The 25,098-nt window shown below is 59.1% G+C and carries 25 protein-coding genes; 13 read left to right on the forward strand and 12 right to left on the reverse strand.

All coding sequences use genetic code 11. The annotated features are described in order from the left end of the window. Positions 1-37: 37 nt before the first annotated feature. The 3 genes from MWU49_RS12565 to MWU49_RS12575 all read right to left on the reverse strand — a co-directional run bounded on the left by MWU49_RS12565 (position 38) and on the right by MWU49_RS12575 (position 2,760). Entirely contained in the window at positions 38-1,021 is a 984-nt protein-coding gene (locus tag MWU49_RS12565; RefSeq protein ID WP_246972928.1) for an IS110 family transposase, read from the reverse strand. A 267-nt stretch (positions 1,022-1,288) separates the two neighbouring features. Further along, a complete protein-coding gene (locus MWU49_RS12570) occupies positions 1,289-2,140 on the reverse strand; it encodes a hypothetical protein (protein WP_246972930.1) in 852 nt (283 codons plus the stop codon). Between the two features lie 14 nt (positions 2,141-2,154). Then, positions 2,155-2,760: a hypothetical protein gene (locus MWU49_RS12575; RefSeq protein WP_246973403.1), complete on the reverse strand. Its 606-nt coding sequence runs from the start codon at positions 2,758-2,760 to the stop codon at positions 2,155-2,157. Between the two features lie 211 nt (positions 2,761-2,971). On the opposite strand from MWU49_RS12575, the gene MWU49_RS12580 reads away from it, so the two are divergent. Both MWU49_RS12580 and MWU49_RS12585 read left to right on the forward strand, forming a co-directional pair. Then, positions 2,972-5,158: an OsmC domain/YcaO domain-containing protein gene (locus MWU49_RS12580; protein WP_246972933.1), complete on the forward strand. Its 2,187-nt coding sequence runs from the start codon at positions 2,972-2,974 to the stop codon at positions 5,156-5,158. Between the two features lie 26 nt (positions 5,159-5,184). Next, positions 5,185-5,595 (forward strand): hypothetical protein, encoded by a 411-nt coding sequence (locus tag MWU49_RS12585; RefSeq protein WP_246972935.1) that lies wholly within the window; start codon positions 5,185-5,187, stop codon positions 5,593-5,595. Between the two features lie 122 nt (positions 5,596-5,717). Here MWU49_RS12585 and MWU49_RS12590 read toward each other — a convergent pair whose 3' ends face one another. Then, on the reverse strand, positions 5,718-6,182 hold the full coding sequence (locus MWU49_RS12590) for a hypothetical protein (RefSeq protein WP_246972937.1): 465 nt from the start codon (positions 6,180-6,182) through the stop codon (positions 5,718-5,720). 318 nt (positions 6,183-6,500) lie between these two features. After that, positions 6,501-7,166, reverse strand: a complete 666-nt coding sequence (locus MWU49_RS12595) for a GntR family transcriptional regulator (RefSeq protein ID WP_246972939.1) — start codon at positions 7,164-7,166, stop codon at positions 6,501-6,503. A 145-nt stretch (positions 7,167-7,311) separates the two neighbouring features. Here MWU49_RS12595 and MWU49_RS12600 point away from each other — a divergent pair, with 145 nt between their 5' ends. Beyond that, positions 7,312-8,460: an alkane 1-monooxygenase gene (locus MWU49_RS12600; protein WP_246972942.1), complete on the forward strand. Its 1,149-nt coding sequence runs from the start codon at positions 7,312-7,314 to the stop codon at positions 8,458-8,460. Between the two features lie 127 nt (positions 8,461-8,587). Here MWU49_RS12600 and MWU49_RS12605 read toward each other — a convergent pair whose 3' ends face one another. The 6 genes from MWU49_RS12605 to def all read right to left on the reverse strand — a co-directional run bounded on the left by MWU49_RS12605 (position 8,588) and on the right by def (position 15,242). Further along, a complete protein-coding gene (locus tag MWU49_RS12605) occupies positions 8,588-9,214 on the reverse strand; it encodes a hypothetical protein (RefSeq protein WP_246972944.1) in 627 nt (208 codons plus the stop codon). Positions 9,215-9,341: 127 nt separating this feature from the next. After that, on the reverse strand, positions 9,342-10,793 hold the full coding sequence (locus MWU49_RS12610) for a TrkH family potassium uptake protein (protein ID WP_246972946.1): 1,452 nt from the start codon (positions 10,791-10,793) through the stop codon (positions 9,342-9,344). Positions 10,794-10,908: 115 nt separating this feature from the next. Then, positions 10,909-12,285, reverse strand: a complete 1,377-nt coding sequence (gene trkA, locus MWU49_RS12615) for a Trk system potassium transporter TrkA (RefSeq protein ID WP_246972948.1) — start codon at positions 12,283-12,285, stop codon at positions 10,909-10,911. Then, a complete protein-coding gene (rsmB, locus tag MWU49_RS12620) occupies positions 12,282-13,589 on the reverse strand; it encodes a 16S rRNA (cytosine(967)-C(5))-methyltransferase RsmB (RefSeq protein WP_246972949.1) in 1,308 nt (435 codons plus the stop codon). The genes trkA and rsmB overlap by 4 nt, the downstream gene beginning before the upstream one ends. Next, positions 13,576-14,556, reverse strand: a complete 981-nt coding sequence (fmt, locus tag MWU49_RS12625) for a methionyl-tRNA formyltransferase (RefSeq protein ID WP_246972950.1) — start codon at positions 14,554-14,556, stop codon at positions 13,576-13,578. The genes rsmB and fmt overlap by 14 nt, the downstream gene beginning before the upstream one ends. A gap of 179 nt (positions 14,557-14,735) precedes the next feature. Further along, the gene (gene def, locus MWU49_RS12630) at positions 14,736-15,242 is read right to left on the reverse strand and encodes a peptide deformylase (protein WP_246972951.1); all 507 of its coding nucleotides are present in this window, start codon (positions 15,240-15,242) and stop codon (positions 14,736-14,738) included. A gap of 147 nt (positions 15,243-15,389) precedes the next feature. Here def and MWU49_RS12635 point away from each other — a divergent pair, with 147 nt between their 5' ends. The 8 genes from MWU49_RS12635 to MWU49_RS12670 all read left to right on the forward strand — a co-directional run bounded on the left by MWU49_RS12635 (position 15,390) and on the right by MWU49_RS12670 (position 21,918). Beyond that, a complete protein-coding gene (locus MWU49_RS12635; RefSeq protein ID WP_246972953.1) occupies positions 15,390-16,460 on the forward strand; it encodes a LysM domain-containing protein in 1,071 nt (356 codons plus the stop codon). A gap of 76 nt (positions 16,461-16,536) precedes the next feature. After that, entirely contained in the window at positions 16,537-17,610 is a 1,074-nt protein-coding gene (dprA, locus tag MWU49_RS12640) for a DNA-processing protein DprA (RefSeq protein ID WP_246972954.1), read from the forward strand. A gap of 88 nt (positions 17,611-17,698) precedes the next feature. Beyond that, the gene (locus tag MWU49_RS12645; protein WP_246972955.1) at positions 17,699-17,917 is read left to right on the forward strand and encodes a hypothetical protein; all 219 of its coding nucleotides are present in this window, start codon (positions 17,699-17,701) and stop codon (positions 17,915-17,917) included. Between the two features lie 66 nt (positions 17,918-17,983). Continuing rightward, on the forward strand, positions 17,984-18,532 hold the full coding sequence (locus MWU49_RS12650; protein WP_246972956.1) for an L-threonylcarbamoyladenylate synthase: 549 nt from the start codon (positions 17,984-17,986) through the stop codon (positions 18,530-18,532). A 52-nt stretch (positions 18,533-18,584) separates the two neighbouring features. Then, positions 18,585-19,493: an oxygen-dependent coproporphyrinogen oxidase gene (gene hemF / locus MWU49_RS12655; protein ID WP_246972957.1), complete on the forward strand. Its 909-nt coding sequence runs from the start codon at positions 18,585-18,587 to the stop codon at positions 19,491-19,493. Continuing rightward, a complete protein-coding gene (gene aroE, locus MWU49_RS12660) occupies positions 19,490-20,302 on the forward strand; it encodes a shikimate dehydrogenase (protein ID WP_246972959.1) in 813 nt (270 codons plus the stop codon). The genes hemF and aroE overlap by 4 nt, the downstream gene beginning before the upstream one ends. A gap of 3 nt (positions 20,303-20,305) precedes the next feature. Continuing rightward, positions 20,306-20,755 carry an ion channel gene (locus tag MWU49_RS12665; RefSeq protein WP_246972961.1) on the forward strand — a complete coding sequence of 150 codons (450 nt, stop codon included), beginning with the start codon at positions 20,306-20,308 and terminating at the stop codon, positions 20,753-20,755. A gap of 176 nt (positions 20,756-20,931) precedes the next feature. Further along, a complete protein-coding gene (locus MWU49_RS12670) occupies positions 20,932-21,918 on the forward strand; it encodes a lipid A deacylase LpxR family protein (RefSeq protein ID WP_246972963.1) in 987 nt (328 codons plus the stop codon). Positions 21,919-22,300: 382 nt separating this feature from the next. Here MWU49_RS12670 and MWU49_RS12675 read toward each other — a convergent pair whose 3' ends face one another. Further along, positions 22,301-22,843, reverse strand: coding sequence for a gamma carbonic anhydrase family protein (locus tag MWU49_RS12675; protein ID WP_246973396.1), 543 nt, complete (start codon positions 22,841-22,843; stop codon positions 22,301-22,303). Positions 22,844-22,886: 43 nt separating this feature from the next. Here MWU49_RS12675 and MWU49_RS12680 point away from each other — a divergent pair, with 43 nt between their 5' ends. Together MWU49_RS12680 and prlC are read left to right on the forward strand one after the other, a co-directional pair. Further along, positions 22,887-23,069 carry a hypothetical protein gene (locus MWU49_RS12680; RefSeq protein WP_246972965.1) on the forward strand — a complete coding sequence of 61 codons (183 nt, stop codon included), beginning with the start codon at positions 22,887-22,889 and terminating at the stop codon, positions 23,067-23,069. Then, positions 23,044-25,080, forward strand: a complete 2,037-nt coding sequence (gene prlC / locus MWU49_RS12685; RefSeq protein ID WP_246972967.1) for an oligopeptidase A — start codon at positions 23,044-23,046, stop codon at positions 25,078-25,080. The genes MWU49_RS12680 and prlC overlap by 26 nt, the downstream gene beginning before the upstream one ends. Positions 25,081-25,098: the final 18 nt, after the last annotated feature.

Genomic DNA, 25,098 nt, shown 5'->3' on the forward strand with positions numbered 1-25,098 from the left:
GTAGATACCGTCTCTCTCCATACCCTGCAAGCCTTCTCTAGGCGACTTGCGGGGTATATTCCTTCTGGTGTTTGATTACCCCGTAGGCAATCTGCACCAGCTTTCTCATGGCAGCCACTACGATGGCCATCCTTGATTTCCCTTTGGCCTCCATTCTCTGTCTCAGTGCCCGGATGTCCGGGTTGTGAGTACAGGCTGTAACGGCCGCCATGTAGAGTTTCCCGCGGATTGAGGATCTCCCACCTTTGCGGATCTTTGCCGGCTTCCTCGAGTCGCCTGATTCGTTGTGCATCGGGGTTAATCCCACGAAGGCGGCGCACTGCTTGGCCGATCGGAACTGCCGGCTGTGTATCAACGACAGCAGCTCCCTGGACATCACATCACCTATGCCCTTGATACTATCCAGTAAAGCTCGATCGTTCTGGAGTTGAGGATGGCCATCGATGTGATCATCGATATCCTGCTTCAGCTTGCGTATCTCTTCCTTCAGCGCTGAGATCATATCCTTGATAGAGGCGATAACTCGTTCACTGGACTGGTTGAATTGGGCTTTCTCAAGCCGGTTTTCTTCCCGCTGCTGGTCTTTCTCCAGGGCATCCAGTCGAGCACCAAGGGCGCGTAACTGTCTGACTTCAGGGGCTTCTGGCTGCCACAGATGAAGCCGCTCATGCTTCTCTTTCGCATACAGAGCCAGACCTAGCGAATCGAGTTTGTCTGTCTTGCTCAAGAACCCTTCGCTCTTGGCGAAGTCTCGGGTGCGTGCCGGGTTGGCGACATAGACCTGCATGCCCGCTTCATGGAGGGCATAGGTCAGGTTCTCGTGGTAAACACTGGTGGCCTCCAGGACCACATGAATCTCGGAGGGCTTGGCCCCGGTCTGTTTGAGCAGCCATTGAACAACAGTCTGCTCTTGGCCACGGGTATTTTGGAAAACCCGTGTTTTGACCTTCTGGGGTTGGGTTTGGCGAAGCCAAAGTGTGTCGAGTTTCTTCTTGCTAACATCGATTCCAACAAACTGCATCTCTCGTGTCTTCCCTTGCTTATGCGGCTTCATCCCGCGGTGGGGAGAGCCCGGATACCGTTCAGATTTAAGAGAATGTGGGTCGGAGCCAGATCTACAGCACAGGATCTATGTCCTCAGGAGCCTGCCAGGCTTCAGCCCGACCCGTGAGTGCTGGTAGCTAATCAGCACTCGTGGAGAGATACAAGGAGCCTGCCTGCAGGCGATGTTTTGAGATCGCCTGCAGGCCTGCCCTGAAGATTGCAGAGGGCTCCAGCGGGGGGGGGGTTAACGCCGGCGGCGGAAAAGCAACAGACCAGCAAGTGTCGTTAGCAGGGTGGCAGGGAGGCTGCCGCCGCTGGAGCGCGGGTTTTCGATAGCGCTGATGGCTCGCTCGATGTTGTCGAGTTTGGCATCCAGTGCGGCAAGGGCGGCTTTCTGCTCGGCATACACATCCATCTGTGCCACGGTCAGCACGTCTACATCACTCAATGCGTCTGCCAGGTTGGCGAGACGACGCAGTTTGCTGTCATTGCCGACGCTGACAGTGCCTTCTGCATTCTCACTGTCGAAGCCGATGCTTACGCCACCGTTGGTTGTGGTGCTGCCAACAGTAAAGCGAATGCCGTTGCGAACAACGGTTTCTGAGCGAGTGGCACACCATTGGTCTTCCCAGGGGGCACCCTCAGGAATGGGGGTGTCCTCGACAGTGACGGTCATATAATCCTTGGCGGCCTCGCCCATTACTGGGTAGCCGAAGTCTTTATGGACGCAGGTGTAGTCGGTAGCGGTGCCATCACTCAGGCGTAGTGAAGGGTCCTGATGTTGTTCAATGGAAAGATAACCGTCGCCGCCGCTGGAGGAATCATTGGCCACAATGCTCCAGCTGTCCCCGAGTGAGGCAGGAATGGTGTAGTCCGGGCCGATGACAGAGACATCCTGAGTGGGAGAGCCAATATCCGTGAGCCTGATTCTCAGGTTGTTCTCTTTAAGCTCGAGCGGAGCGTAAGCAAAGTTTTGGTTCAGGTTGCAGTCCTGACCAAGGCAGGTATTGCCGGACACAATCAAGGCGTCTTCAATGACTTGATCAGCGAGGGCGAAGGCGGGCAGCAGCCCGATCACGAAGAGCAATTTTTTCATGATAGTCACCCGCCTTATTCTGCTTCAGACAGTGTGCTGAGGCGCGCAGCAAGATCATCAATGCGATCCTGCAGAAGTTGAATTTCTGCATCGATATCGGTGGTGTCCACAGAGGCTGCATAGGTGTTGAATTGGCCAAGGGTAACCGCATCGGTATCTTCGACGCCCTCAGCTACATGGGTAATACGGCGACCCGCCCCTGCGCTTCCTACGGAAACCGCATTTTCCTCTGTTGTGGCACCCGCTCCCAGAGCCACGTCTCCCTGCGGACTGATCTGCAGGTTATACATGCCGCTGCTGGCATTCAGAATAAAGAAGGCCGCCGGAAGGGAAGATTCGCCATCTGTTACGCCAACACGCCAGTCTGTTTGGGGAAACGGGTTGGAAGTGCTGGTGTCGTTAAAAAAGATCTGAGGGGACTCGCTTTTCAGCAGCAGGGTGTCGAAACCGAATTCCTCGCCGTCGATACAATCTGCGCCGATACAGGCGCTACCGGGTTTGGTCAGATCGCCAGACACGCCTTTGACGATCAGGTCGTCTTCGATTACCTGGTCTGCCATGGTCAGCCCGGATACGCTGAGCAGTGCCAGAGCGGCAAGACGCTGGTTGATTGTTTTCATGATTTCCCCCAAAAGATGTCGTTTTGATATTGGCGGCAATTATAGGGTGGAAACCCTGTTTTTGGGTAAACTTTAAGCACGTGGCCCCTATACAGGATCAGCGGGGATTGCCGGGTACGGGCAGGGGCAGCGGATGCCAGGCAGACGTCGCGCCCCAAAACAGGGATAATGCCGGCCTGATACATCCACTCTCCAACCCGGCAGTGCCCCCATGGAAATCAAGGTCAATTTTCTCGACAACCTACGTCTGGAAGCCAAATTCGACGACTTCACGGTGATCGCGGATCAGCCCATCCGCTACAAGGGTGATGGTTCGGCGCCCGGCCCGTTCGATTACTTTCTGGCGTCGTCAGCCCTGTGCGCGGCCTATTTCGTGAAGGTGTACTGCAACACCCGGGATATCCCCACCGACAATATTCGCCTGTCGCAGAACAATATCGTCGACCCGGAAAACCGCTATAACCAGATTTTCCGCATCAATGTGGAGCTGCCGGAGGATCTCTCCGACAAGGACCGCACCGGTATCCTGCGCGCCATAGACCGCTGTACCGTGAAGAAGGTGGTGCAGACCGGGCCGGACTTCCAGATCAATGCGGTGGAGAGCCTAGACGAGGATGCCCAGGCGCTGCTGACGGTGAACCCGGACGACGCCAGCCGCACCCTGATCGAGGGTAAGGATCGGCCTCTTGAGGAAACCATCGCCACCATGACCGGGATCCTGGAGGACCTGGGCATGAAGATCGAGGTGTCCTCCTGGCGCAATATCGTCCCTCATGTGTGGTCCCTGCATATCCGCGATGCGGCCTCGCCCATGTGTTTCACCAACGGCAAGGGCGCCACCAAGGAAAGCGCCCTGTGTTCCGCGCTGGGGGAGTTCATTGAACGCCTGAGCTGCAACTTCTTCTACAACGACCAGTACTTCGGGGAAGAGATCGCCAACAGCGAGTTTGTCCACTACCCCAATGAAAAGTGGTTCAAGCCCGGCCCCAACGATGCGCTGCCGGAGGAAATCCTAGACGAGCACACCCGCGCCATCTACAACCCGGATGGCGAGCTGGGCGCCTCCAATCTGATCGATACCAACTCTGGCCGGGCCGACCGCGGCATCTGTTCGCTGCCGTTCGTGCGCAAGTCCGATGGCGAGACGGTGTACTTCCCCTCCAATCTGATCGAGAACCTGTTCCTCAGTAACGGCATGAGCGCCGGTAATACCCTGGCAGAAGCCGAGGTGCAGTGCCTGTCGGAGATCTTCGAGCGGGCGGTGAAGAAATACATCATCGAGCAGGAAATCGTACTGCCGGATGTGCCGGAGGATGTGCTGGCCCGCTACCCCGGTATCGTGGAAGGCATCAAGGCGCTGGAGGCCCAGGGCTTCCCGGTGCTGGTGAAGGATGCCTCCCTGGGCGGGGAGTTTCCGGTGATGTGCGTGACCCTGATGAACCCTCGCACCGGCGGTGTGTTTGCGTCCTTTGGCGCGCATCCCAGTTTCCATGTGGCGCTGGAGCGGAGTCTTACCGAGTTGCTGCAGGGGCGCAGCTTCGAGGGCCTGAATGATGTGCCGCCGCCCACCTTCAACAGCATGGAAGTGTCCGAGCCGAATAACTTCGTGGAGCACTTCATCGATTCCACCGGGGTGATTTCCTGGCGCTTCTTCAGCTCGGCCGCGGACTATGAGTTTGTGGACTGGGATTTCTCCGGCACCACCGAGGAAGAAGCGGAGAAGCTGTTCGGTATTCTCGAAGAGCAGGAAAAGGAAGTGTACGTGGCGGTGCACGATCAGCTCGGTGCGCCGGCCTGCCGGATTCTGGTACCGGACTTTTCCGAGGTGTACCCGGTTGAGGATCTGATCTGGGACAACACCAACAAGGCACTGGATTATCGCGAGGATATCCTCAACCTGCATCGGCTCAGCGATGATGAGCTGAGTGCCCTGGTGGCGCGGCTGGAAGACAGCCAGATCGACAATTACACCGACATCATCACCCTGATCGGCATCGAGTTTGACGAGAATACGGTGTGGGGCCAGCTCACCGTGCTGGAGCTGAAGCTGCTGGTGTTGCTGGCGCTGGGTCGCCTGGAAGAGGCTGGCGAACTGGTGGACATGTTCCTGCAGTACAACGACAACACCGTGGAGCGCGGGCTGTTCTACCGGGCCATGAACGCGGTGCTGGAAATTGCCCTGGACGAAGACCTGGAGCTGGAAGACTTTCGCTATAACCTGAATCGCATGTTTGGCGAGGACACCATGGCGCAGGTGGTGGGGGCGGTGGAAGGTACCGTGCGCTTCCCGGGGCTCACGCCCACCAACATGCAGCTGGAAGGGCTGGACAAGCATCTGCGCCTGATCGACAGCTACAAGAAACTGCACGCGGCGCGGGCACGCCTGGCCGGGCTCTGAACACGGTAAAGGGAAACGCAAAGATCATGACGCAGAACTGGACACAACAGCCCCACAACGACGGCGCCAATGGGCAGACGCTGCATGCGATCCGTTGTCCCGGCGACGATGAGATGGCCATCAAGGAAGGGCTGGAAGCGGCGCTGGAAAAAGCGGTGAGCCTGCTCGATCGCAATGTGCGCGATGACTCTCGCTATCTGCTGTGCGAATGGAATGCCGACGGGGCCACGTTGCAGATCGTGGTCAGCGATGACAGTAAAAGCAAGGATGCCCCCGAGGTGGTGGAATGCGGCTTTGACGCTTTCGATACCCGTGTGGATGTGGAGCAGGTGCAATTCCTGATCCGCGACTTCCTGACCACCTGCACTGCCTTCCTCGGCTGGTCACTGTTGGCAGCCTTCCATGAAGGCGATCGCCAGCGTTCGCGGTTGCTTTAAAAGGCGGCTTTTACCACAGAGGACACAGCGTTCACTGAGGTAAACGCCGTGGTTGGCACTGAGCGCAGCGGGCTCCTCCCCGTAGGGCGGAGATTATTCGCTGCGCCCCCCCCCTTCGCCTGTTACCAGGCAATCTCGAACCCGGTTACCCGGCCGCTCTTCCACAGTTGCTTGGCGGAACCCGGATCCATACACCCGTTGGCGCGGGTGCCGCTGTAACCACACACCACTTCATCCCAGTCCGGTGAGCCCGAGACATTGTAGCCAAAGCCCTGATTGGCATCGGGTACTGCAGGATCAAGGCGAACATAGCCGTAGCTGGATCCGCTCTGCACTTTAAGCCAGATCACGGTGCTGCTGGGCGCATCGCAGTTACTGTCCCCATTCCAGCGCCAGGAACCACCCACCACCGGTTCGCCCATGAGGCTGTCGAGACGATAGCGAACCTCAACGCTGCTGGCGCTGCAGTTGCCGATACGAACATTGTATTTGCTGTCGCTGCCAGAACCCGGGCCCACCGCCAGGGCGGTAGCGGGTGCCAGACTGGCGGCCAGCAGTGAGGCAATCAGAAGACGTGAAGCTTTCATTGGTCGTTCCCCAGTTAATGTTGTCAGTAACGAGTCTGGCGCAGCGAACGGTGATGGCGCATCCCCCATATGAGGTACGACACACCACTGCAAGCAGCGCCACTGTGGGAGCTTGCCTGCAAGGGAAGGTTTCGCTGCGGACAAAGAATCTTTCGCGTGCAGGCACGCTCCCACAGTGCTTCGCACAAAACCGGGGTTGTCAGTTATGGGGGGTATTGCAGAGGGGAGGGGGTTATCGTTGGCGCGGGGGAGGCCTTGCCACTGGCATGGCCAAGCCCGCGCAGCTGTTAACTATTCACTATTAACTGTTCACTGCTTTTAAGCCGCGTTCCGTTTGGCAATCGCCCGCAACACAATCTGACACTGGTTGTCGCCGTATTCGCGAATGTCCGCACCGGCGTCCTGTTGCTTGCGGCCGACGATATTCACCAGCAGGCGCTTGAAGATCTGTAGCGACACATCGAACTCTGTGGTGTCTTCCTGCAGGGCGATAAAGGAATATCGCTTGAGCAGGGGGATCAGGTTCTGGATGTCGGTTTCCAGGTAGCGGTTGGCGGAGAAGCGGGCGGTGGCGATCTCCACGAAACGGAAGGCCAACTGATGAGCGGCAGGCATGTCGTTGTTATGAAAATGCTGCTCCAGCTGCGGCAGCATGGCCACCAGATCTTCGATTTGCCCCGGTTGCCAGCTCACGGCAGCACGCTCCGCCAGTTGCGACAGCAGCAGAAACAGGAACTCGTACAGGTCCTTGACCTGGGTTTCGGTGACCTCACAGACCCGCGCGCCCCGGCGCGGCTGAAGCTCGATCAGATGTTGCTTTTCCAGCAGCCTGAAAGCCTCCCGGAGTGAGTTGGTACTCACATCAAGATCCTTGGCCAGCTCACTTTCGGGCAGTTTGGCCCCCGGGGCCAGCTCCCCGGTGATGATGCGTTCGCCCAGGTGGCGGGCGATCTGTTCGCTCAGACTGACAGCTTGCAACGACATGACAACTTCCTGTGGATCGGCGGCGCCATTATGACGTCATGGGGGCAGTATTTCATTTCTTGAGTTGTTTGACAATTCAAGAGATCAAGGATAATGTTGCCATCGTTGACTGTTACTTTGAGCTTGAACAAGCGAGGACAAGGCCATGTTCGAGAATGTGAATCCTGATCGGATGCTGACAATAAAAAAATGGAGCTACCTGGCGTTCTGGGCAACGATGGTGCCGCTGGTACCGTTCTCTGCCTATGTGGGCCTGGAAAGCGGTACCCAGGATTACTGGGCCTGGTTCCTGTATTTCGTGATCTTCGGGATCATCCCGGTGGCCGACTACATCATCGGCAAGGATCCCTCCAACCCGGATGAAGCGGTTCAGGTACCGACACTGACCGAAGAAACCATCTACCGGGTGTTCACCATCCTGATGGGCTTTGTGTGGATCGCGGTGTTGTTCTATTCCGGCCACATTTTCATGACCAATGACTATGGCCTGCTCGGCAAGATCGGCTGGATCGTTTCCATCGGTACCGTGGGTGGCATCATCGCCATCAACCTGGGCCATGAGCTGATCCACAAGGATCCGAAGATCGAGAACTGGATGGGTGGCCTGCTGCTGTCATCCGTGACCTACGCGGGCTTCAAGGTAGAGCACGTGCGTGGTCACCACGTGCATGTGTCTACGCCGGATGATGCCTCTTCCAGCCGCTACAACCAGAGCCTGTATGACTTCCTGCCGAAGGCCTTCGTGCGCAACTTCAAGAATGCCTGGGCGCTGGAAAAGCAGTACCTGGAGCGCAAGGGCAAGAAGAACATCAGCATCTACAACGAGCTGATCTGGTGGTACAGCATTTCCGCCCTGTTTGCGGTGGCCTTTGGGGCGCTGTGGGGCTGGGAAGGTGTGGTGTTCTTCCTGGGGCAGAGCTTCTTCGCGGCCCTGGCACTGGAAATCATCAACTACATCGAACACTACGGTCTGCACCGTCGTGTGAATGACAAGGGCCGTTACGAGCGGGTGACCCCGGCACACAGCTGGAACTCCAACTACCTGCTGACCAACATCGCCCTGTTCCAGTTGCAGCGTCATAGTGACCACCACGCCTACGCCAAGCGTCGTTATCAGGTACTGCGCCACTACGAAGAAAGCCCGCAGCTGCCCGGTGGTTACGCCAGCATGTATGTCCTGGCCCTGTTCCCGCCGCTGTGGAGAAAAGTCATGAACCCGCGGGTGGAAGCCTACTATGAGGGTGAGATGGATCAGCTGTTCCGGGATAGCAAGCGGGTGAATAATATCGCTTGAAGGCAGTTAACAGTGAACAGTGAATAGTTAACAGCGAAAGATGAAAGCCCCGGCATTGCCGGGGCTTTTTTTTGTGCCGCTCTGCGGCTACAACACACATCAGGCAACATGCGTGTTTATCCTGTGATTAGAAGCCGCGGTAGTTGCTGGCGAAAACGGCCATAGCGGCGAAAAAGACGATGGCGCCGAAGATCATCAACGTGGTGGCCAGGATGCCGAGGATCTTGCCGGCGAGAGTTATGCCTTCTCCGCTTTTGTCCATGTGGCCTTCACGCATGGATGCAAGATCATTGTTGCCCATGACCCAGGCCGCAATCCCCAGCGGGGCAAACAATAGCAGGCCAAGAAGGCCAAACGTCAGCACCAGCCCGCCGCGGTGGGGGTTGAGGCTGGCGTGGGTGCTTGCTGTGATTTCTGCAATATTCGGTTGTGCCCGGGATGTGGTTTGAGCGTTTCGTCCCGCAAAGGCCGCACACAGCATGAGTGCGCTGATCGCCACATAAAACAAGGTGAAGCCACCGCTGACGATAATGCTGTAGGCGGTGTCACTCAGCTGTCCATCAATCATCATCTCGAGCAGCACCAGGTGGTTGAAGATGGCCAGGGTGCTTTGCAGCAAGGTCAAAATGCTGGCGATGATAACCAGAATGGCGGCAGTACTGGCTCGCTTCATGAAAATGCCGGCCAGCACAAAACCGGTCAGTGCGATCAAAAACGAAGGCAGTTGCATCAGCAACTGGGAAAGAAATGACATCACTTTTCCTTGTGGGAGTTGAGAAAAAGGTTTTGGGTTTTCACGTTGGCGCGGGCACGGCCTTCCCGCCGGCATGGCCAACCCCGCGCAACTATTCACTGTTAATTATTAACTATTAACTGTCTTTTCATTGTCGCCAGAACATGGGCGTGAACAGCACCAGCAACGTGAAGATTTCCAGGCGACCGGCGACCATGAGGACGGTCATCATCCACTTGGCGCTGTCGGTGATATCAGCGAAACCGGCTCCCACATCGCCGATGCCGACGCCCAGGTTGTTAAGGCTGGCGGCTACCGCGCTGACGGCGGTGGTGAGATCCATGCCGGTCATGGTGAACAGCAGGGTGAAGATTACCGAGATGGTGATATAGACGCCAACGAAACCCCATACCGCCTGCAATACCCGGTCGGGGATGGACTGGCGGCCAAAGCGCAGGGCAAACACCCCGTTGGGATAGATCAGTCGGCGCAGTTCGCGAATGCTGTGGTGAAATACCAGGGCCGCACGGACGGCTTTCATGCCGCCACCGGTGGAGCCGGCACAGCCACCGATGAAACTGGTGAATACCAGCAGGAAGGGAATGAATCCCGGGAAGCCGGCGGCATTGGTACTGGTGAGACCGGTGCCAGTACTGAACGAGGCGACCTGGAACGCAGAATGGCGCAGGGCGTCGGCAAAGTTGAAATCGTAATGGAAGAACAACAACCCTGCGGTGATGATGCTGGTGTAAATCAAAAACAGGGTGATGAAGAAGCGGAACTCAGGATCGCGGATAAATACCAGCAGTGAGCGGCCGCGCCACATGGCGAAGTGCAATGCAAAGTTGACGCCGCCGATGAGGATAAAGGTGGTGGCGGTCCAGTCGATCCAGGGATTGTCCCAATACGCCATGGAGGCATCGTGGGTGGAGAAGCCGCCGGTGGCCACGGTGCTGAAACTGTGACAGATCGCGTCGAATACGCTCATGCCGGCAGCCCAGAACAGGGTGGCACAGGCGATAGTAATGAACAGGTAGATGTACCACAGGGCCTTGGCGGTTTCGGCGATCCGTGGGGTGAGTTTGGCGTCCTTCATGGGGCCGGGGATTTCAGCCTTGTACAGCTGCATGCCCCCGATGCCGAGCATGGGAAGAATGGCAACGGCCAGTACGACTACACCCATGCCGCCCAGCCACTGTAGCTGCTGGCGGTAGTAAAGAATGGATTTGGGCATGAAATCCAGCCCGGACAACACGGTGGCGCCGGTGGTGGTCAGCCCCGATACGGATTCGAACACGGCATCGGTGAAACCCACCGGCACATCATCACTGATGATCAGCGGCAGGGCGCCGATGACCCCCAGCACCGACCAGAACAGGGTAACCACCAGAAAGCCGTCGCGGGTCTGTAGTTCTGCCTTGTTGCGGAAGAATGGCAGCCACAGAGCCAGGCCAAGGGCGAGTGTCAGCACGAAGGAAATCAGGAAGGGGGTTTCGCCGCCTTCCTGATACCAGTAAGACACCGCCACCGGTGGCATCATGGTGAAACTGAACACCACCAGCAGCAGGCCAAGAATTTTCGAGATCAGCGCAAAATGCATGCAGCCTCCTTGTCAGATAAGGGGCTGGGTTCGGGACACCATAGGCCAGACGCTGAAAGCGTGAGGTGTGCGTGTCTTGTCCGGCGTCGGGCGTCCGGCATCGGGCGTCTCATCATCAGAAGAACGTAAACCCTACCTGGAACAGTTTTTCCACGTCCCGGGTGCGGCGTTTGTCGATCAGGAACAGGATTACGTGGTCATCCGGTTCGATGACCACATCATCGTGGGCAATCAGCACTTTTTCGCCACGCACGATGGCACCGATGGTAGTGCCTTCAGGCAGGTCGATATCTTCGATGGCGCGGCCGACCACCTTGGAGGATTTGGCATCGCCATGGGCAATCGCCTCGATGGCTTCAGCCGCACCGCGGCGCAGGGAGTAAACGTTCACCACATCACCGCGCCGCACATGGCTGAGCAGGCTGCCGATGGTGGATTGCTGCGGCGAGATGGCGATGTCGATGTCGTGGCCCTGGACCAGATCCACGTAGGCCGGGTTGGAGATCAGCGTCATCACCTTGCGTGCGCCCAGTCGCTTGGCCAGCAGCGAGGCCATGATGTTGGCTTCGTCATCATTGGTGAGCGCACAGAACACATCGGTGTTTTCGATGTTGGCGCGCAGCAGTTCGTCACGGTCGGTGGCCAGACCCTGCAGCACCACGGTCTGGGCCAGTTTTTCACCCAGCCAGTCGGCGCGCCCCGGACTGCGTTCCAGCACTTTCACGTTGTAGCGGTGCTGAATGGTCTTGGCCAGGCGGTATCCGATGTTGCCGCCGCCGGCGATAAGGATGCGCTTGTAGTTGTGCTCCAGGCGGCGCAGCTCACTCATCACGGCACGGATGTCGTTCTTGGCGGCGATGAAGAACACTTCATCGTCCGCTTCGATCACCGTGTTGCCTTCCGGAATGATGGGGCGACCGCGGCGGAAGATGGCAGCCACCCGGGTATCCACGTTGGGCATGTGCTTGCGCAGTTCGCGCAGCTCGTTACCCACCAGCGGGCCGCCGTAATAGGCGCGCACCGCCACCAGCTGTACCCGGCCACCGGCAAAGTTCACTACCTGCAGGGCACCGGGGTGCTCGATCAGGCGACGAATATAGTCGGTGACCACCTGCTCCGGGCTTATGATCACATCAATGGGCAGGGCGCCTTCATTGAACAGCTTGTCCGAACGGCTGGTGTAGTGGGCGGTACGGATACGGGCAATCTTGGAGGGGGTGCGGAACAGGGAATAGGCCACCTGACAGGCGATCATGTTGGCCTCGTCAGAATTGGTGACCGCAATCAGCATGTCGGCGTCTTCGGCGCCGGCTTCTTTCAGCACATTGGGATAACAGCCCATGCCACGCACGGTGCCGATATCGAGTCGGTCGCCCAGCTCGCGAAGACGCTCCGCATCGGTGTCGATGACGGTGATGTCGTTACGCTCGTTGGCCAGGTTTTCTGCCAGGGTTCCCCCCACCTGACCGGCACCGAGAATGATGATTTTCATGCGTCGTGCTGAGCCCCCTTGCGCAGGCAAGCCAGATAAAAGCCATCTGGTCCGTCTTGCTGCGGAAACAACTGCCATCCCGCATCGACCATTGTGGCCTGTTCCGGGCGTGGCGTCACATCCCGTGCCTGTGGCTGGCGCTGCAGAAACGCGCTGATCTGGTGATCATTTTCGTCGCGCAGTACCGAACAGGTGGCATACACCAGCATGCCGCCGGGCTTGAGCAGCGGCCATAGTGCATCCAGCATGCGCGCTTGTAAATCAACCAGTGCAGGAATGTCCGACGCTTTTCGATGCCATTTCACGTCCGGCTGGCGACGAAGGATACCGGTGGCGGAACAGGGCGCATCCAGCAGGATGGCATCAAAGGGCTCGCCATCCCACCAGCTGTCAGGCGCGCTGGCGTCCCCCTGCAGCAGGGTGGCGGTGGCGCCCAGTCTGGCGAGATTTTCTTCAATGCGGGTGAGCCGGCGCGGTTCCAGTTCCAGAGCGACCAGATCGGCGTCGGGAAATTTTTCCCGCAGCTGGCCGGTCTTGCCGCCGGGGGCGGCGCAGGCATCAAGGATGCGCCCTTGCGGTGGTGCCTGCAGCAGTTCGCCGGGCAGCTGCGCGGCTTCATCCTGGACCGACAGGGCGCCCTGCTCGAAACCAGGCAGCTGAAACACGGGCCGGGCCGGCTTCACGTAGATGCTCCACGGTGACAGTTCGCCGGGGCGGGCACCTTCGCCGAGGGCGGCGATGGCGCCGGCGCGCTGTTGCTGCTGACGGTTCACCCGCAGGGTAAAAGGCGGGGTCTGCAGGTTGGCGCGGGCCATGGCTTCGGCCTGTTCCGGCCAGTCCCGGGTCCAGCTTTTATACAGCCAGTCTGGCAGGCTCAACTGAATGTTGGGGGAGGCGTCCTGTAGAGCATCTTCTACGTTCAGTTTGCTGGCCTTGCGCAGTACCGCATTGCTCAGCCCGGCGGCCCAGGGGGCTTTCATCTTGCGACACAGCTGCGGGTAGGCATTGACGATGGCGTGGGCCGGGCGGTCACTGAACCACAGCTCATAAAGCCCGGCCAGTAACGCCAGCCGCACCGGCTGGGCGCTGGCCTTGAGCGGTTTGGAGAGCTGCTGGTTGAGCCAGTGGTTGAGTGGGCGCAGGTGGCGGCAGACGCCGAAGCTGATGTCGCGCATCAGGCCGCCATCGCTGCCCTGCAGGGGAAAGTCGCGCAGCACTTCGCGCAGGCTTTCGCCGTCGCCCTTGCCGGGGATCACGCGGTCGAGGACACGGACCGCGCTCAGCCGCGGGTCAGGCGTCGCCACTGTTGCTGTCCAGTGCGTCACCGAGGGGCTCGCCCACCTTGAACAGATCCGGGTTGCCGCGCAGCAGGTCGGCCACGGCCATGCGCCGCTTGCCGGGTAACTGCAGGGCTTCGAGGATCAGGATGCCGTCGCCGGTGGCCACCTGGATGCCGCTGTCGTCCACCTTGAGGATCTGGCCGGGCTCATCATCATCCTTGCCGGGCAGGGGGCTTTCGCTGGCCTGCCAGATGCGCATGGGCTGGCCCTTGAGGGGGACCCAGGCTACCGGGAAGGGGTTGAAGGCGCGAATGCGGTTGTAGAGGGCGCGGGTGGGCAGGCGGAAATCCAGTCGTCCTTCTGCCTTGCTCAGCTTGTGAGCATAGGTGACGCCGTCCTCCGGCTGCACCGTGGCGTTGGCCAGATACTGCTCCAGATCATCCAGTACGGTGACCAGCAGGCGGGCGCCTTGGGCAGCCAGTCGGTCGTGAAGTTCGCCGCCGGTCTCTGCCTCACCAATGGGCAGGGGTTCCCACAGCAGCATGGGCCCGGTGTCCAGGCCCGCTTCCATCTTCATGATGGTGTTGCCGGTTTCGGTATCGCCCATGCTGATGGCGCGCTGGATCGGCGCGGCACCACGCCAGCGCGGCAACAGTGAACCGTGTACGTTAAGACAGGCCAGCCGCGGGATATCCAGCACCGCCTGGGGGATGATCAGGCCATAGGCCACCACCACAAACGCATCCAGGTCCAGATCGCGCAATTGCTGGCGGATCTCCTCGCCTTTCAGGTTCTCCGGCTGCAGCACGGGGATGTCATGGGCCTGAGCCAGCTGCTTCACCGGGCTCATCTGCACTTTCTTGCCACGACCAGCGGCCCGGTCCGGCTGGGTCAGCACGGCCACCACCTCATGGTCACTGTCGAGCACGGCCTGCAAACTGGCCGCAGCAAAATCCGGGGTGCCGGCGAAGGCGAGACGTAAGGGTTTCAATGAACAGCCTCTGGGTTGTGAGCGGCAAGCTTCAAGCTACAAGCTGCAACGCGAAAAAGGTATGTGGGTTCTGAAACGGTGCTAGCCGCGCACAAGGCCTTGGCGCGGGCACCATACATGAAAAATATGAAGATGGTGGGCGCGCCTTGCAGCTTGAGGCTTGTAGCTTGCAGCTGCTTTTACCCCTGCAGCCGGTGCACTTTCTCCAGCTTCTTCTTGATCCGGTCGCGCTTGAGGCGGGACACGTAGTCCACGAACAGCTTGCCTTCCAGATGGTCGATCTCGTGCTGGATGCAGGTGGCGAGCAGTTCGTCGGCCTCGACCTCGAAGGCGTTGCCGTCCCGGTCCAGGGCGTTGATCTTCACCCGCGCCGGGCGCTTCACCTTTTCGTAGAACCCGGGCACCGACAGGCAGCCCTCTTCATAGGGGGCCAGTTCCTGGGTCAGAGGGGTGATTTCCGGGTTGATGAACACCTGGGGTTCGTTCTTCTCCTCGGACAGGTCCATGACGATCACCCGCTTGTGCACATTGACCTGGGTGGCTGCCAGGCCAATGCCGGGGGCGTCGTACATGGTTTCGAACATGTCGTCGATCAGTTTGCGAAGCTCGTCATCCACCTTTTCCACCGGCTTTGCTACGGTTCTCAGCCGGGGGTCAGGGAATTCCAGTATTTCCAGTTTGGCCATGTACCTTCTCAGAAGTTGCGATAGCACTCGAAATTCGGTTGCTAAATATATGATCGCATTGCTAATATCCAAAAGAAACCGTGTCTGCCTCGGCGTCGCACGGCCTCTTTAGGGGATGAGTCCAATAATGATAAAAGGAATCCGATGATGATGAAATCGGTCCAGCGCGCCTTTACCGTCGGGCTGCTGCTGTCAGTGACAGGCCTGGCCTCCGCTGCAGTGATGCTGAAAGATGGGCATCCCGGCAAGTATTATGTCAAGAATGGCGACACCCTGTGGGACATCAGTGCCCGTTTTCTGGAAGAGCCCTGGCAATGGCCGGAAATCTGGCAGGTTAATGAAGAAATTGGTAACCCCCACCTGATTTATCCGGGGGATGAAATTCGTCTTTCCTATGTTGATGGTGAGCCGCGTCTGACCGTGAAGCGGGGCGTGGAAGAAACCGTCATGTCCAATGGCGTGGTCAAGCTGACCCCGCGGGTACGGGAAATCGCCAACGATGAAGCGATCCCGATGATCCCCGCCAGCGCCATTGCTGCCTACCTGAAGGAAGGCCTGGTGGTGACCCGTCAGGAAATTCAGGAAGCGCCCTATATCGTCGGTGGTCGTGACCGTCGCGTGGTGTTTGGTGAAGGCGATACCGTCTACGTGCGCGACAATCGTACCAAGTGGGAAGAGCTGGAGCAGGGTTACGGCGTCTACCGTACCGGTGAGCAGTATGTAGACCCTGAGACCAACGAAGTGCTGGGCTACGAGGCGCGCCAGGTGGGTCTGGGCCGGGTGGCCAACCATGAGGGCGAGATCGTCAGCCTGCGCCTGACCGACTCCACTGAAGACGTTCGTATCGACGACCGCATCTTCTCCACGGAAGATCGTCGCGTTCGCGCCGTGCTGTACCCCAGCGCGCCGGACACCAAGATTGAAGCCCAGGTAATTCGCTTCTTCGACCGCCTCAACAGCGTGGCCCGTAACGACGTGGTAGTGCTGAACAAGGGGCTCCGCGATGGCCTGAAGGAAGGCAACGTACTGGATCTGTTCGGCAAAGGTGAGGTGGTCCGTGACCGCCAGCTGGGCGACAACGTGGCCCTGCCGGCTGAGAAAACCGGTTCCCTGGTGATCTTCCGGGTCTTCGACAAGGTCAGTTATGGCTTGATTATGGAGTCCACACGGCCTATTTATATGAATGATATTGCCAAGAGCCCGGCGGGCAGCTACTGATCAAGCACATGCGGTAGCGCTCACCGCTGGCGCCGCGGCGCCCCATTCACCGTCAACGCACACAAGGAGGTGGGCGATGGACGGACAATTCAAACGCCTGCTGTTGCAGGCGTTGTTTTCTCCCTCATCAGCGGCCCTGGGCCGTGCCCTGCAACACCACCGGATCAATACTGCCCCGGTCGAACATTTTTTGCCCCTGCTGCCGGCGGGACTGAAAGACCGTGCCCGGCTGCTGGATAACACCGGCAATCTCACCGCCCATTACGAGCAACTGCGCGAGCAGGGCTGGCGCTGGATCGCGCTCGGCGACCGGGACTACCCGGAGTTGCTGGCGCAGATCAATGATCCCCCCGGAGTGCTGGCGGTGCGCGGCGATGTGGCGGTGTTGAATGCGCCGTCCATCGCCATTGTCGGCGCGCGCAATGCCTCCGCCGACGGCCTGGACAACAGCCGCCGCTTTGCCCGGCAGCTGGCGGAATCCGGTTTTGTGGTGACTAGTGGTCTGGCGCTGGGGGTGGATGCCGCGGCGCACCGTGGTGCATTGGCCGCAGGCCGTACCGTGGCGGTACTGGGCAGTGGCCCGGACCGGCTCTACCCGCCGCGCAATGCCACCCTGGCCAATCAGATCGCCGATCAGGGCGGGGCGATTGTGTCCGAGTTTGCCCCCGGATCGCCGCCGCTGCCGTCCCAGTTTCCCCAGCGTAACCGGGTGATCAGCGGATTGAGCCTGGGTACCATCGTGGTGGAGGCCGCCATTCGCAGCGGTTCCCTGGTCACCGCTCGCACCGCCCTGGCCCAGGGGCGGGAAGTGTTTGCCATTCCCGGCAGTATCCACAACCCGCTCAGCAAGGGCTGTCATCACTTGCTCCGCGATGGCGCTACCTGGCTGGAATCCATGGAGGATATCTTCAATGCCTTTGGAGAGTTCCGGCGCGCGCTGGAGAGCTGCGACCTGATCCGCGATGGTGGTAAACCCGCCCTGCTGCAGCACCTTACCAGTGGTATCAATTCTCTCGACATGTTGCAGACTCGCACCGGCCTGCCCATGAATGAGCTGGCCGGGCAGCTGGCAGATCTGGAAATGGAAGGTTGGGTGGAGCGCGTTGCCGGCGGTTATCTGAAGTGCTCGCATGCTTCACGGGCGTCGTGATGGACGCCTGACGTCTGACACCAGTGCTTCAAGGGCCTACCATGAAGGTGTGACTTGCCAACCGGCCTGGTCGGGGAGGGCTGTCGACATGTTTGAGATCCTGGTGCCCTGCCGAGAGGACCCGTCCCGCTGGTTTGCCGTGGATGCGGTCTCTCTGGGCGGAAAACTGTACCGCATTACTGCTGTGGAGGAGGATGCTCCGCCACTGCGCTTTGGCGAGGGTGACCGGGTGGAGTGCGAACAACAGACTGACGGTGACGGGCATGTACGGATACTGGCCCGTCGGGTAGCGGCTCCGATCTGGTAGTGACGTACTCTTGTCGGTCACCAGAAGGCAGGGTATGTTGCGCGTTTTGGTGCCGGGCAAGCCTTCATGAAACAGCATCTTCAATCCGCAGCAGAGATCATCCAGGCCGGGGGCGTAGTGGCTTATCCCACCGAGTCCGTTTACGGGCTGGGCTGCGATCCCTTTAATGAAGCCGCAGTCATGCGACTGCTGGCCATCAAGCAGCGCCCGGTGGACAAGGGTTTGATCCTGATCGGCGCGGATCTTGAGCAGCTGCTGCCCTATGTGCAGCTCACCGACGCCCAGCAACAACAGTTGGCTGCCGGCTGGCCTGCACCGCTTACGTATCTGGTGCCGATCACCGACGCTGTGCCTGCCTGGGTGCGGGGCAGCCATCCCAAGGTGGCCATCCGGGTGCCGGATCATCCGCTGGCACGGGAGCTGTGCCGTCGGGTGGGCCACCCGATCATTTCCACCAGCGCCAACCTGTCCGGCCGGCCGTCGGCGCGAAATCCTTTCCAGGTCGCCCGCCAGCTCGGTGACCAGCTCGACTTTATCGTCACCGGAGCCTGTGACCGGGCCAGCAAACCCTCTACCATTATCGATCTGGAAAGCGGGCGCACCTTGCGCGCCTGACCATACGCCCGCCAGCGGTTTGGGCGGGAAAGCATTCCCCGGGGAGAGAATCATGTCAGACGTTTCACTGCAGGCCGTAAAAGACTACCTGCTGGGCCTGCAGGATCGTATCTGTGAGCAACTGGCCGCCGAAGATGGCAGCGCTGAATTCCGAGAAGACAGCTGGGAGCGCGAGCAGGGCGGCGGTGGCCGCAGCCGGGTGCTGGAAAACGGCGCGGTGATCGAAAAGGGCGGGGTGAATTTCTCCCATGTGTTCGGTGCGCAACTGCCGCCTTCTGCTACCGCAGCCCGTCCGGAGCTGGCCGGTCGCAGCTTCCAGGCCATGGGCGTGTCGCTGGTGATTCACCCGAAGAATCCCTACGTGCCCACCAGTCATGCCAATGTGCGTTTCTTCGTGGCCGAGAAGGAAGGCGAAGAACCGGTGTGGTGGTTTGGTGGTGGCTTCGATCTGACGCCCTACTATGGTTTTGAAGAAGACGTGGTGGGTTGGCACCAGACTGCCAGGGCGGCCTGCGAACCGTTCGGTGAAGACATCTACCCGGAGTTCAAACACTGGTGCGATGACTACTTCCACCTCAAGCACCGTGATGAGCCCCGAGGTGTCGGCGGTCTGTTTTTCGATGATCTCAACCGTTTTGATTTCGATACCAGCTTTGCATTGATGCGCAGCATCGGTGACGCCTATATCGAGGCGTATCGCCCGATCATGGCGCGTCGCAAGGATCACGACTACGGCGAGCGCGAGCGTCAGTTCCAGCTCTATCGTCGTGGCCGTTATGTGGAATTCAATCTGGTCTATGATCGCGGCACCATTTTTGGCCTGCAGTCCGGTGGCCGCACCGAATCCATTCTCATGTCGTTGCCGCCGCTGGTGCGTTGGGATTATGACTGGCATCCGGAGCCGGGCAGCCCGGAAAGCGAACTCTATGACAAGTTTTTGATCAAGCGGGAGTGGCTATGAGTTCGCTGTATTGTGTGTTCGGTAACCCGGTAGCCCATTCCCGTTCGCCGGACATCCATCATGCCTTTGCCAGCCAGAAAGGCGATGACGTCCGGTATGAAAAGCGCGAAGCGCCGTTGGAAGATTTTTCCGGTGCATTGGAAGCGTTTCGTGCCGACGGCGGTCTTGGGGCCAACGTGACCGTGCCCTTCAAGGAGCAAGCGTTCGAACTTTGCGCTGCCGTCACAGAGCGGGCCAATCAGGCCGGGGCGGTGAATACGCTCTGGTGGGAAGGCGAACAGTTGAACGGTGACAACACCGATGGCGCCGGGATGGTGAAAGACATCCGTGACAACCTGGGCTGGCAGATCCAGGGCAAGCGGGTGCTGGTGCTGGGTGCGGGCGGTGCTGTGCGCGGCGTCATGGGCCCGCTGCTGGCAGAAAAGCCCACCCTGGTTCGTGTGGCCAACCGCACTGCAGAAAAAGCCCAGATACTGGCGCGCCGTTTTATGGATGGCAGTAATTCACCGGTGCTGGGCAGTGGCCTTGAGGGGCTGGCGGGTCAGTTCGATGTGGTGATCAATGCCATCTCTGCGGGCCTGCATGGTGAGATGCCAGCATTGCCAGACGGTCTGCTGGCGGAGGGCGCGGTGGCCTATGACATGGTGTATGGCAAGGAGCCGACGCCGTTCATGCGCTGGGCGCAGCAGCAGGGCGCGGCGGCGGTGTCCGATGGGCTGGGTATGCTGGTTGAGCAGGCGGCAGAAGCGTTCGAGATCTGGCGCGGCTGGCGCCCCGAGACGGCTGCCGTCATGGCCATGCTGAGATAACGAATGGAAAACGACGCGGTCCTGTACGAAGTCATCTATGCCTCGCTGGTGAGTCTGGGCATGGTGCTGGTCACGGTGACGCTTCACTACTGGACACTGTACGGACTGTCGGAATTTCTCAAACGCTGGAAGCAGCGTTTTCGTGGCGAAATCCTGATCGTGGTGATCGCCATGTTCGCCGCCCATATGGTCGAGATCACCCTCTACGGCTGGGTGTATCTGATGCTCGATAACAGTGATACCGCCATGAACATCGGCGGCGCTGTTGATGGCAGTTTTCTCGACCACCTGTATTTTTCCGCGGCCTGTTATACCTCATTGGGACTGGGTGACCTGTTCCCCATGGGAACCCTGCGATTGATCGCCGGGGTAGAAGCACTCAATGGACTGATATTGATTACCTGGTCGGCGTCTTTTGCGTTCCTGGTGATGCAGCGGCGCTGGCGGTTTTAGCTTCAAGCTACAAGCTTCAACACGGGCAAAGTGTTTGTGTTCTGCAACTTTTCAGCCCGCGCTCATCGTGTTGATCGCGGGGATAACGTTGCAGGTACCGAGGCATCATTTCGCGTTGTAGCTTGTAGCTTGTAGCTGGTTTTCGGGGGACAACCGATTTTTTACAGGATTGTCCAATGCGTGCGTGTTTAGTGCTTTTCTTGTTTGCCTGGCTTTGTTCGGTGTCTTCCGCCTCCACCCTCGGCTTTGCCTGGGATAATGATCTGTTCGTTGGAGAAGACGGTCGTTATACCAATGGGGTGCGTTTCAGCTGGGTGGGTAATGCCCATGAAGGTTGTGACGATAGCTCCGACAGGGGGCTGACCTGTGGTCTGGCCCGGGCAACCACCTTCTTGCCGGGCGTTCATCTTAACGACCAGAAACATGCCCTTGCCGTGGGTCTGGAGCAGACCATGGTTACCCCTTCAGACATTACCCGCAGTGCACCGGATTATGCTGATGTGCCCTACGTGGGCTACAGCAACCTGGAGCTGGGCATGTTCAGCTGGAACCGCGAGCATCTGGTCGGCTATGGCATTCGGGTGGGTGTGACCGGGCCGGATTCCGGTGCCGAGCAAAGTCAGAAAGTCATTCACAAGATTACCGGTTCAGAGGAGCCCAGAGGTTGGGATAACCAGCTGGGGCCGGATGTGATTGGCGGGTTGATAGCGGTCTTTGCCAATCGGCTGTTTCGCCATGATCACGCTAACGGTTTACAGACTGATATGGGTTACAGCGCCATGCTGGATGCCAATAACTTTCTTGGCACGGCGGGTATCAGCAGCTTTGTTCGCTTCGGAAAAAATCTTCCCAACAATTTCACCCCGGATTATGCCGGGGTCGGGACTTCCAGCTCCCAGGTCGGATTGTTCGATCACAATGGTACGGGGTGGGAAATTTTCCTGGGTGCTTCAGCGGAATACATCGGGTATTTCTACCTGGAAGAAGAAACCGACCTCTACGACCTGGAAACCCGTGACGGCATCTTTGGGTTGGTGGTTGGCAGCGGTCTGCATCTGGATAATTTTTCCTTCACCCTGACCCTGCAAGGTTCCCAGTCGCCGCTGCGCAATAACGATGACGTGCTCAGCTTCGGTAACATGTCGTTCATGTGGAAAATATAAATAGCTACGAGCTACAAGCTACAAGCTACAAGCTACAAGCTACAAGCTACAAGCTACAAGCTACAAGCTACAAGCTACGCTTGATTGGATTAGGGAAGGCCGGAAAGTTCCCGAGGTTCTGCATTTCTACGAAGCCGCTGTAGGAACCGGAGTGCAACTGAGATGCAGCTGGCACATGTCCTTGTTAGAACCCGTAGGAGCTTGCCTGCAAGCGATCCGAGCCTTGGCGAGGTAAGGATTCCAGAAGCGAGTTTCGAAAACCAAAATCCTGCAGGGTAGAGGGTAGAGCCACTTTGGATTTTGATCTTCGCAACTTGCAACTCGCAACTCGCAACTCGCGTCCTGGTTTGTCATGGGGCCCTGCAAAGGGGGCATGGTACTCCTAGGTATGCTCCCCATCCGCCATATAACGATCCTTCAAGCGCACATAATTTCCGGCCACATAACTCAGGAACTCCCGCTCTTCATCGGTCAACGGTCGAGCCTGTTTGGCCGGCTGGCCGCGGTAAAGATGGCCGCTTTCCAGGCGCTTGCCCGGGCTCACCAGGGAGCCGGCGGCTATGATGACCTCGTCTTCCACCACCACGCCATCCATGATGATGGCCTGCATGCCCACCATCACCCGGCTGCCCAGGGTGCAGCCATGCAGCATGGCCTGGTGTGCAATGGTGACGTCGTCGCCGATGGTCAGGCCATAGCCGCCGGGGTTGAAGGTGGAGTCATGGGTGATGTGCAACACCGCATTGTCCTGGATGCTGACCCGCTTGCCGATACGGATATGATGCATGTCGCCGCGGATCACCGCCTTGGGCCACACGGAGCTATCGTCCCCGAGGGTGACATCCCCGAGCACGGTGGCGTCCCTGTCTACAAATACCCGATCCCCCAATTGCGGGGCCTTGTCTTCAAAGCGGCGAATCCCCATCACTGATACACTCGATAGTCTAAATTCATGGTCAGGGAGGCGCATGAACAAGCCACCCACCCGTATACTGTTGATAGTGATGATCTTGCTTGGCGTTTTCGTGCTGAGCAAGTGGCTGATTTTCCAGACGCTGCTGCAACCGGATGACACCGCCCGTCATCGCTTGCCGGCAGCGCCCACAGAAGCAGGACCGATACCGAATGAGCAACAACAATCCGCTGATTGATTACCCCGATCTTCCCCCTTTCTCGGCTATCAAGCCGGAGCATGTCCTGCCTGCGGTGGAGCAGCTGGTAGCCGATGGCCGCGCCCGTATCGAACAGGTGCTGGCGGCGGGCAAGTTTGACTACGCCCACCTGGTGCAGGCGCTGGATGAAGAAGACGACCGACTCGGCAAGGCATTCGGTCCGGCCGGCCACCTCAATGCGGTGGCCCAGGATGAGGCACTGCGAAACGCCTACAACAGTTGTCTACCGCTGCTCAGCGAATACGGCACCGAAGTAGGCCAGAATGCGGCCCTGTGCGCGGCCTTCCAGGCGGTGCGCGACAGTGCCGAGTGGGACACGCTCAGCGAAGCCCAGCAGAAGGATCTGGAAAACACCCTGCGCGATTTCCGCCTTTCCGGGGTGGATCTGCCGGAAGACAAGAAAGCCGAGTACATGGCCAATTCCAAGCGCCTGTCCGAGCTCACCAGCAAGTTCTCTGACAACGTGCTGGATGCCACCCAGGCCTGGACCAAACATGTGACCGAGGAAGCCGAGCTGGATGGCCTGCCGGAGAGTGCCAGGGCGGGTGCGGCGGACCGGGCAAAAGCCGACGGCAAGGACGGCTGGCTGCTGACCCTGGATGCACCGGTATTTATCGCCGTGATGAGCCACAGCAAGAACCCGGAACTGCGCAAGGAGATGTACACCGCCTGGACTACCAAGGCGTCCAATCAGGGCCCCCATGCCGGCCAGTTTGATAATGCGTCGATCATGAATGAGATCCTCGCCCTGCGTCACAAGCAGGCGGCACTGTTGGGCTTTGCCAACTACGGGGAAAAGTCCCTGGCCACCAAGATGGCGCGGGACGTTCGTGAGGTGATGACCTTCCTCGAAGATCTCGCCAAACGGGCCAAGCCTCAGGCAGAGGAAGAGCTGGCGGCACTCAAGGCCTTTGCGGCCGAGCAGGGAGCCGAGGATCTGCAGCCCTGGGACATCGGTTTCTGGAGCGAGCGCCTGCGCGAGGAACGCTACAGCATTTCCGAGGAAGAGCTGCGCCCCTGGTTCCCGGCGGACACTGTGATCAACGGCATGTTCGGTATCGTCGGCAAGTTGTTTGGCATCAAGTTCGAAAAGCGCGAAGACGTGGACACCTGGCACGACGACGTACGTTTCTATGAACTGGTGGATGATGACGGCTCCGTGCGGGCGGCTTTCTATCTGGACATGTATGCCCGTACCGGCAAGCGCGGTGGTGCCTGGATGGACGACGCCCGCATTCGCCGCCGTCGTGCCGACGGCAGCCTGCAGACGCCGGTGGCCTACCTGACCTGTAACTTTGCCCCGCCTGCTGGCGGCAAGCCCGGCCTGCTTACCCACGATGAAGTGGTCACCCTGTTCCACGAGTTTGGTCATGGCCTGCATCACATGCTTACCGAGCAGGATGTCTCCGGTATTTCCGGCATCAATGGCGTGGCCTGGGATGCGGTGGAGCTGCCCAGTCAGTTCCTGGAAAACTGGTGCTGGACGGAAGAGGGTATTGCCCTGATTTCCGGTCATTACGAAACCGGTGAACCGTTGCCGAAAGACAAGCTGGAAAAAATGCTGGCAGCCAAGAACTTCCAGAGTGCCATGCAGATGGTGCGGCAGATCGAGTTCTCCCTGTTCGACATGCGTATCCATGCCGAGTACCAGGATGGCCTGAGCATTCAGGCGGTGCTGGATGAAGTGCGCGAGCAGGTATCGGTAATCCAGCCACCGGCGTTCAACCGCTTCCCCAACAGCTTCGGGCATATCTTTGCCGGCGGCTATGCGGCGGGCTACTACAGCTACAAGTGGGCGGAAGTGCTGTCCTCCGATGCGTTCTCCCGCTTCGAGGAAGAAGGGGAATTCAACGAGGCCACCGGCCGTGAATTCCGCAGCGCCATCCTCGCCATGGGCGGCAGCCGCGAACCCATGGATCTGTTCAAGGCCTTCCGCGGCCGTGAGCCGAGCGTGGAACCGCTGTTGCGTCATTCGGGAATCAATGGCTAAAACGCTGGACGCATGACG

The organism is Alcanivorax sp. S6407 (genome assembly GCF_023016115.1).
GTDB lineage: Bacteria > Pseudomonadota > Gammaproteobacteria > Pseudomonadales > Alcanivoracaceae > Alcanivorax.

Bases quoted from the DNA above. Each gene is read 5' to 3' on its own strand.
- MWU49_RS12565 (WP_246972928.1), bottom strand. From the start codon at position 1,021: ATGCAGTTTGTTGGAATCGATGTTAGCAAGAAGAAACTCGACACACTT.
- MWU49_RS12570 (WP_246972930.1), bottom strand. From the start codon at position 2,140: ATGAAAAAATTGCTCTTCGTGATCGGGCTGCTGCCCGCCTTCGCCCTC.
- MWU49_RS12575 (WP_246973403.1), bottom strand. From the start codon at position 2,760: ATGAAAACAATCAACCAGCGTCTTGCCGCTCTGGCACTGCTCAGCGTA.
- MWU49_RS12580 (WP_246972933.1), top strand. From the start codon at position 2,972: ATGGAAATCAAGGTCAATTTTCTCGACAACCTACGTCTGGAAGCCAAA.
- MWU49_RS12585 (WP_246972935.1), top strand. From the start codon at position 5,185: ATGACGCAGAACTGGACACAACAGCCCCACAACGACGGCGCCAATGGG.
- MWU49_RS12590 (WP_246972937.1), bottom strand. From the start codon at position 6,182: ATGAAAGCTTCACGTCTTCTGATTGCCTCACTGCTGGCCGCCAGTCTG.
- MWU49_RS12595 (WP_246972939.1), bottom strand. From the start codon at position 7,166: ATGTCGTTGCAAGCTGTCAGTCTGAGCGAACAGATCGCCCGCCACCTG.
- MWU49_RS12600 (WP_246972942.1), top strand. From the start codon at position 7,312: ATGTTCGAGAATGTGAATCCTGATCGGATGCTGACAATAAAAAAATGG.
- MWU49_RS12605 (WP_246972944.1), bottom strand. From the start codon at position 9,214: ATGTCATTTCTTTCCCAGTTGCTGATGCAACTGCCTTCGTTTTTGATC.
- MWU49_RS12610 (WP_246972946.1), bottom strand. From the start codon at position 10,793: ATGCATTTTGCGCTGATCTCGAAAATTCTTGGCCTGCTGCTGGTGGTG.
- trkA (WP_246972948.1), bottom strand. From the start codon at position 12,285: ATGAAAATCATCATTCTCGGTGCCGGTCAGGTGGGGGGAACCCTGGCA.
- def (WP_246972951.1), bottom strand. From the start codon at position 15,242: ATGGCCAAACTGGAAATACTGGAATTCCCTGACCCCCGGCTGAGAACC.
- MWU49_RS12635 (WP_246972953.1), top strand. From the start codon at position 15,390: ATGATGAAATCGGTCCAGCGCGCCTTTACCGTCGGGCTGCTGCTGTCA.
- dprA (WP_246972954.1), top strand. From the start codon at position 16,537: ATGGACGGACAATTCAAACGCCTGCTGTTGCAGGCGTTGTTTTCTCCC.
- MWU49_RS12645 (WP_246972955.1), top strand. From the start codon at position 17,699: ATGTTTGAGATCCTGGTGCCCTGCCGAGAGGACCCGTCCCGCTGGTTT.
- MWU49_RS12650 (WP_246972956.1), top strand. From the start codon at position 17,984: ATGAAACAGCATCTTCAATCCGCAGCAGAGATCATCCAGGCCGGGGGC.
- hemF (WP_246972957.1), top strand. From the start codon at position 18,585: ATGTCAGACGTTTCACTGCAGGCCGTAAAAGACTACCTGCTGGGCCTG.
- aroE (WP_246972959.1), top strand. From the start codon at position 19,490: ATGAGTTCGCTGTATTGTGTGTTCGGTAACCCGGTAGCCCATTCCCGT.
- MWU49_RS12665 (WP_246972961.1), top strand. From the start codon at position 20,306: ATGGAAAACGACGCGGTCCTGTACGAAGTCATCTATGCCTCGCTGGTG.
- MWU49_RS12670 (WP_246972963.1), top strand. From the start codon at position 20,932: ATGCGTGCGTGTTTAGTGCTTTTCTTGTTTGCCTGGCTTTGTTCGGTG.
- MWU49_RS12675 (WP_246973396.1), bottom strand. From the start codon at position 22,843: ATGGGGATTCGCCGCTTTGAAGACAAGGCCCCGCAATTGGGGGATCGG.
- MWU49_RS12680 (WP_246972965.1), top strand. From the start codon at position 22,887: ATGAACAAGCCACCCACCCGTATACTGTTGATAGTGATGATCTTGCTT.
- prlC (WP_246972967.1), top strand. From the start codon at position 23,044: ATGAGCAACAACAATCCGCTGATTGATTACCCCGATCTTCCCCCTTTC.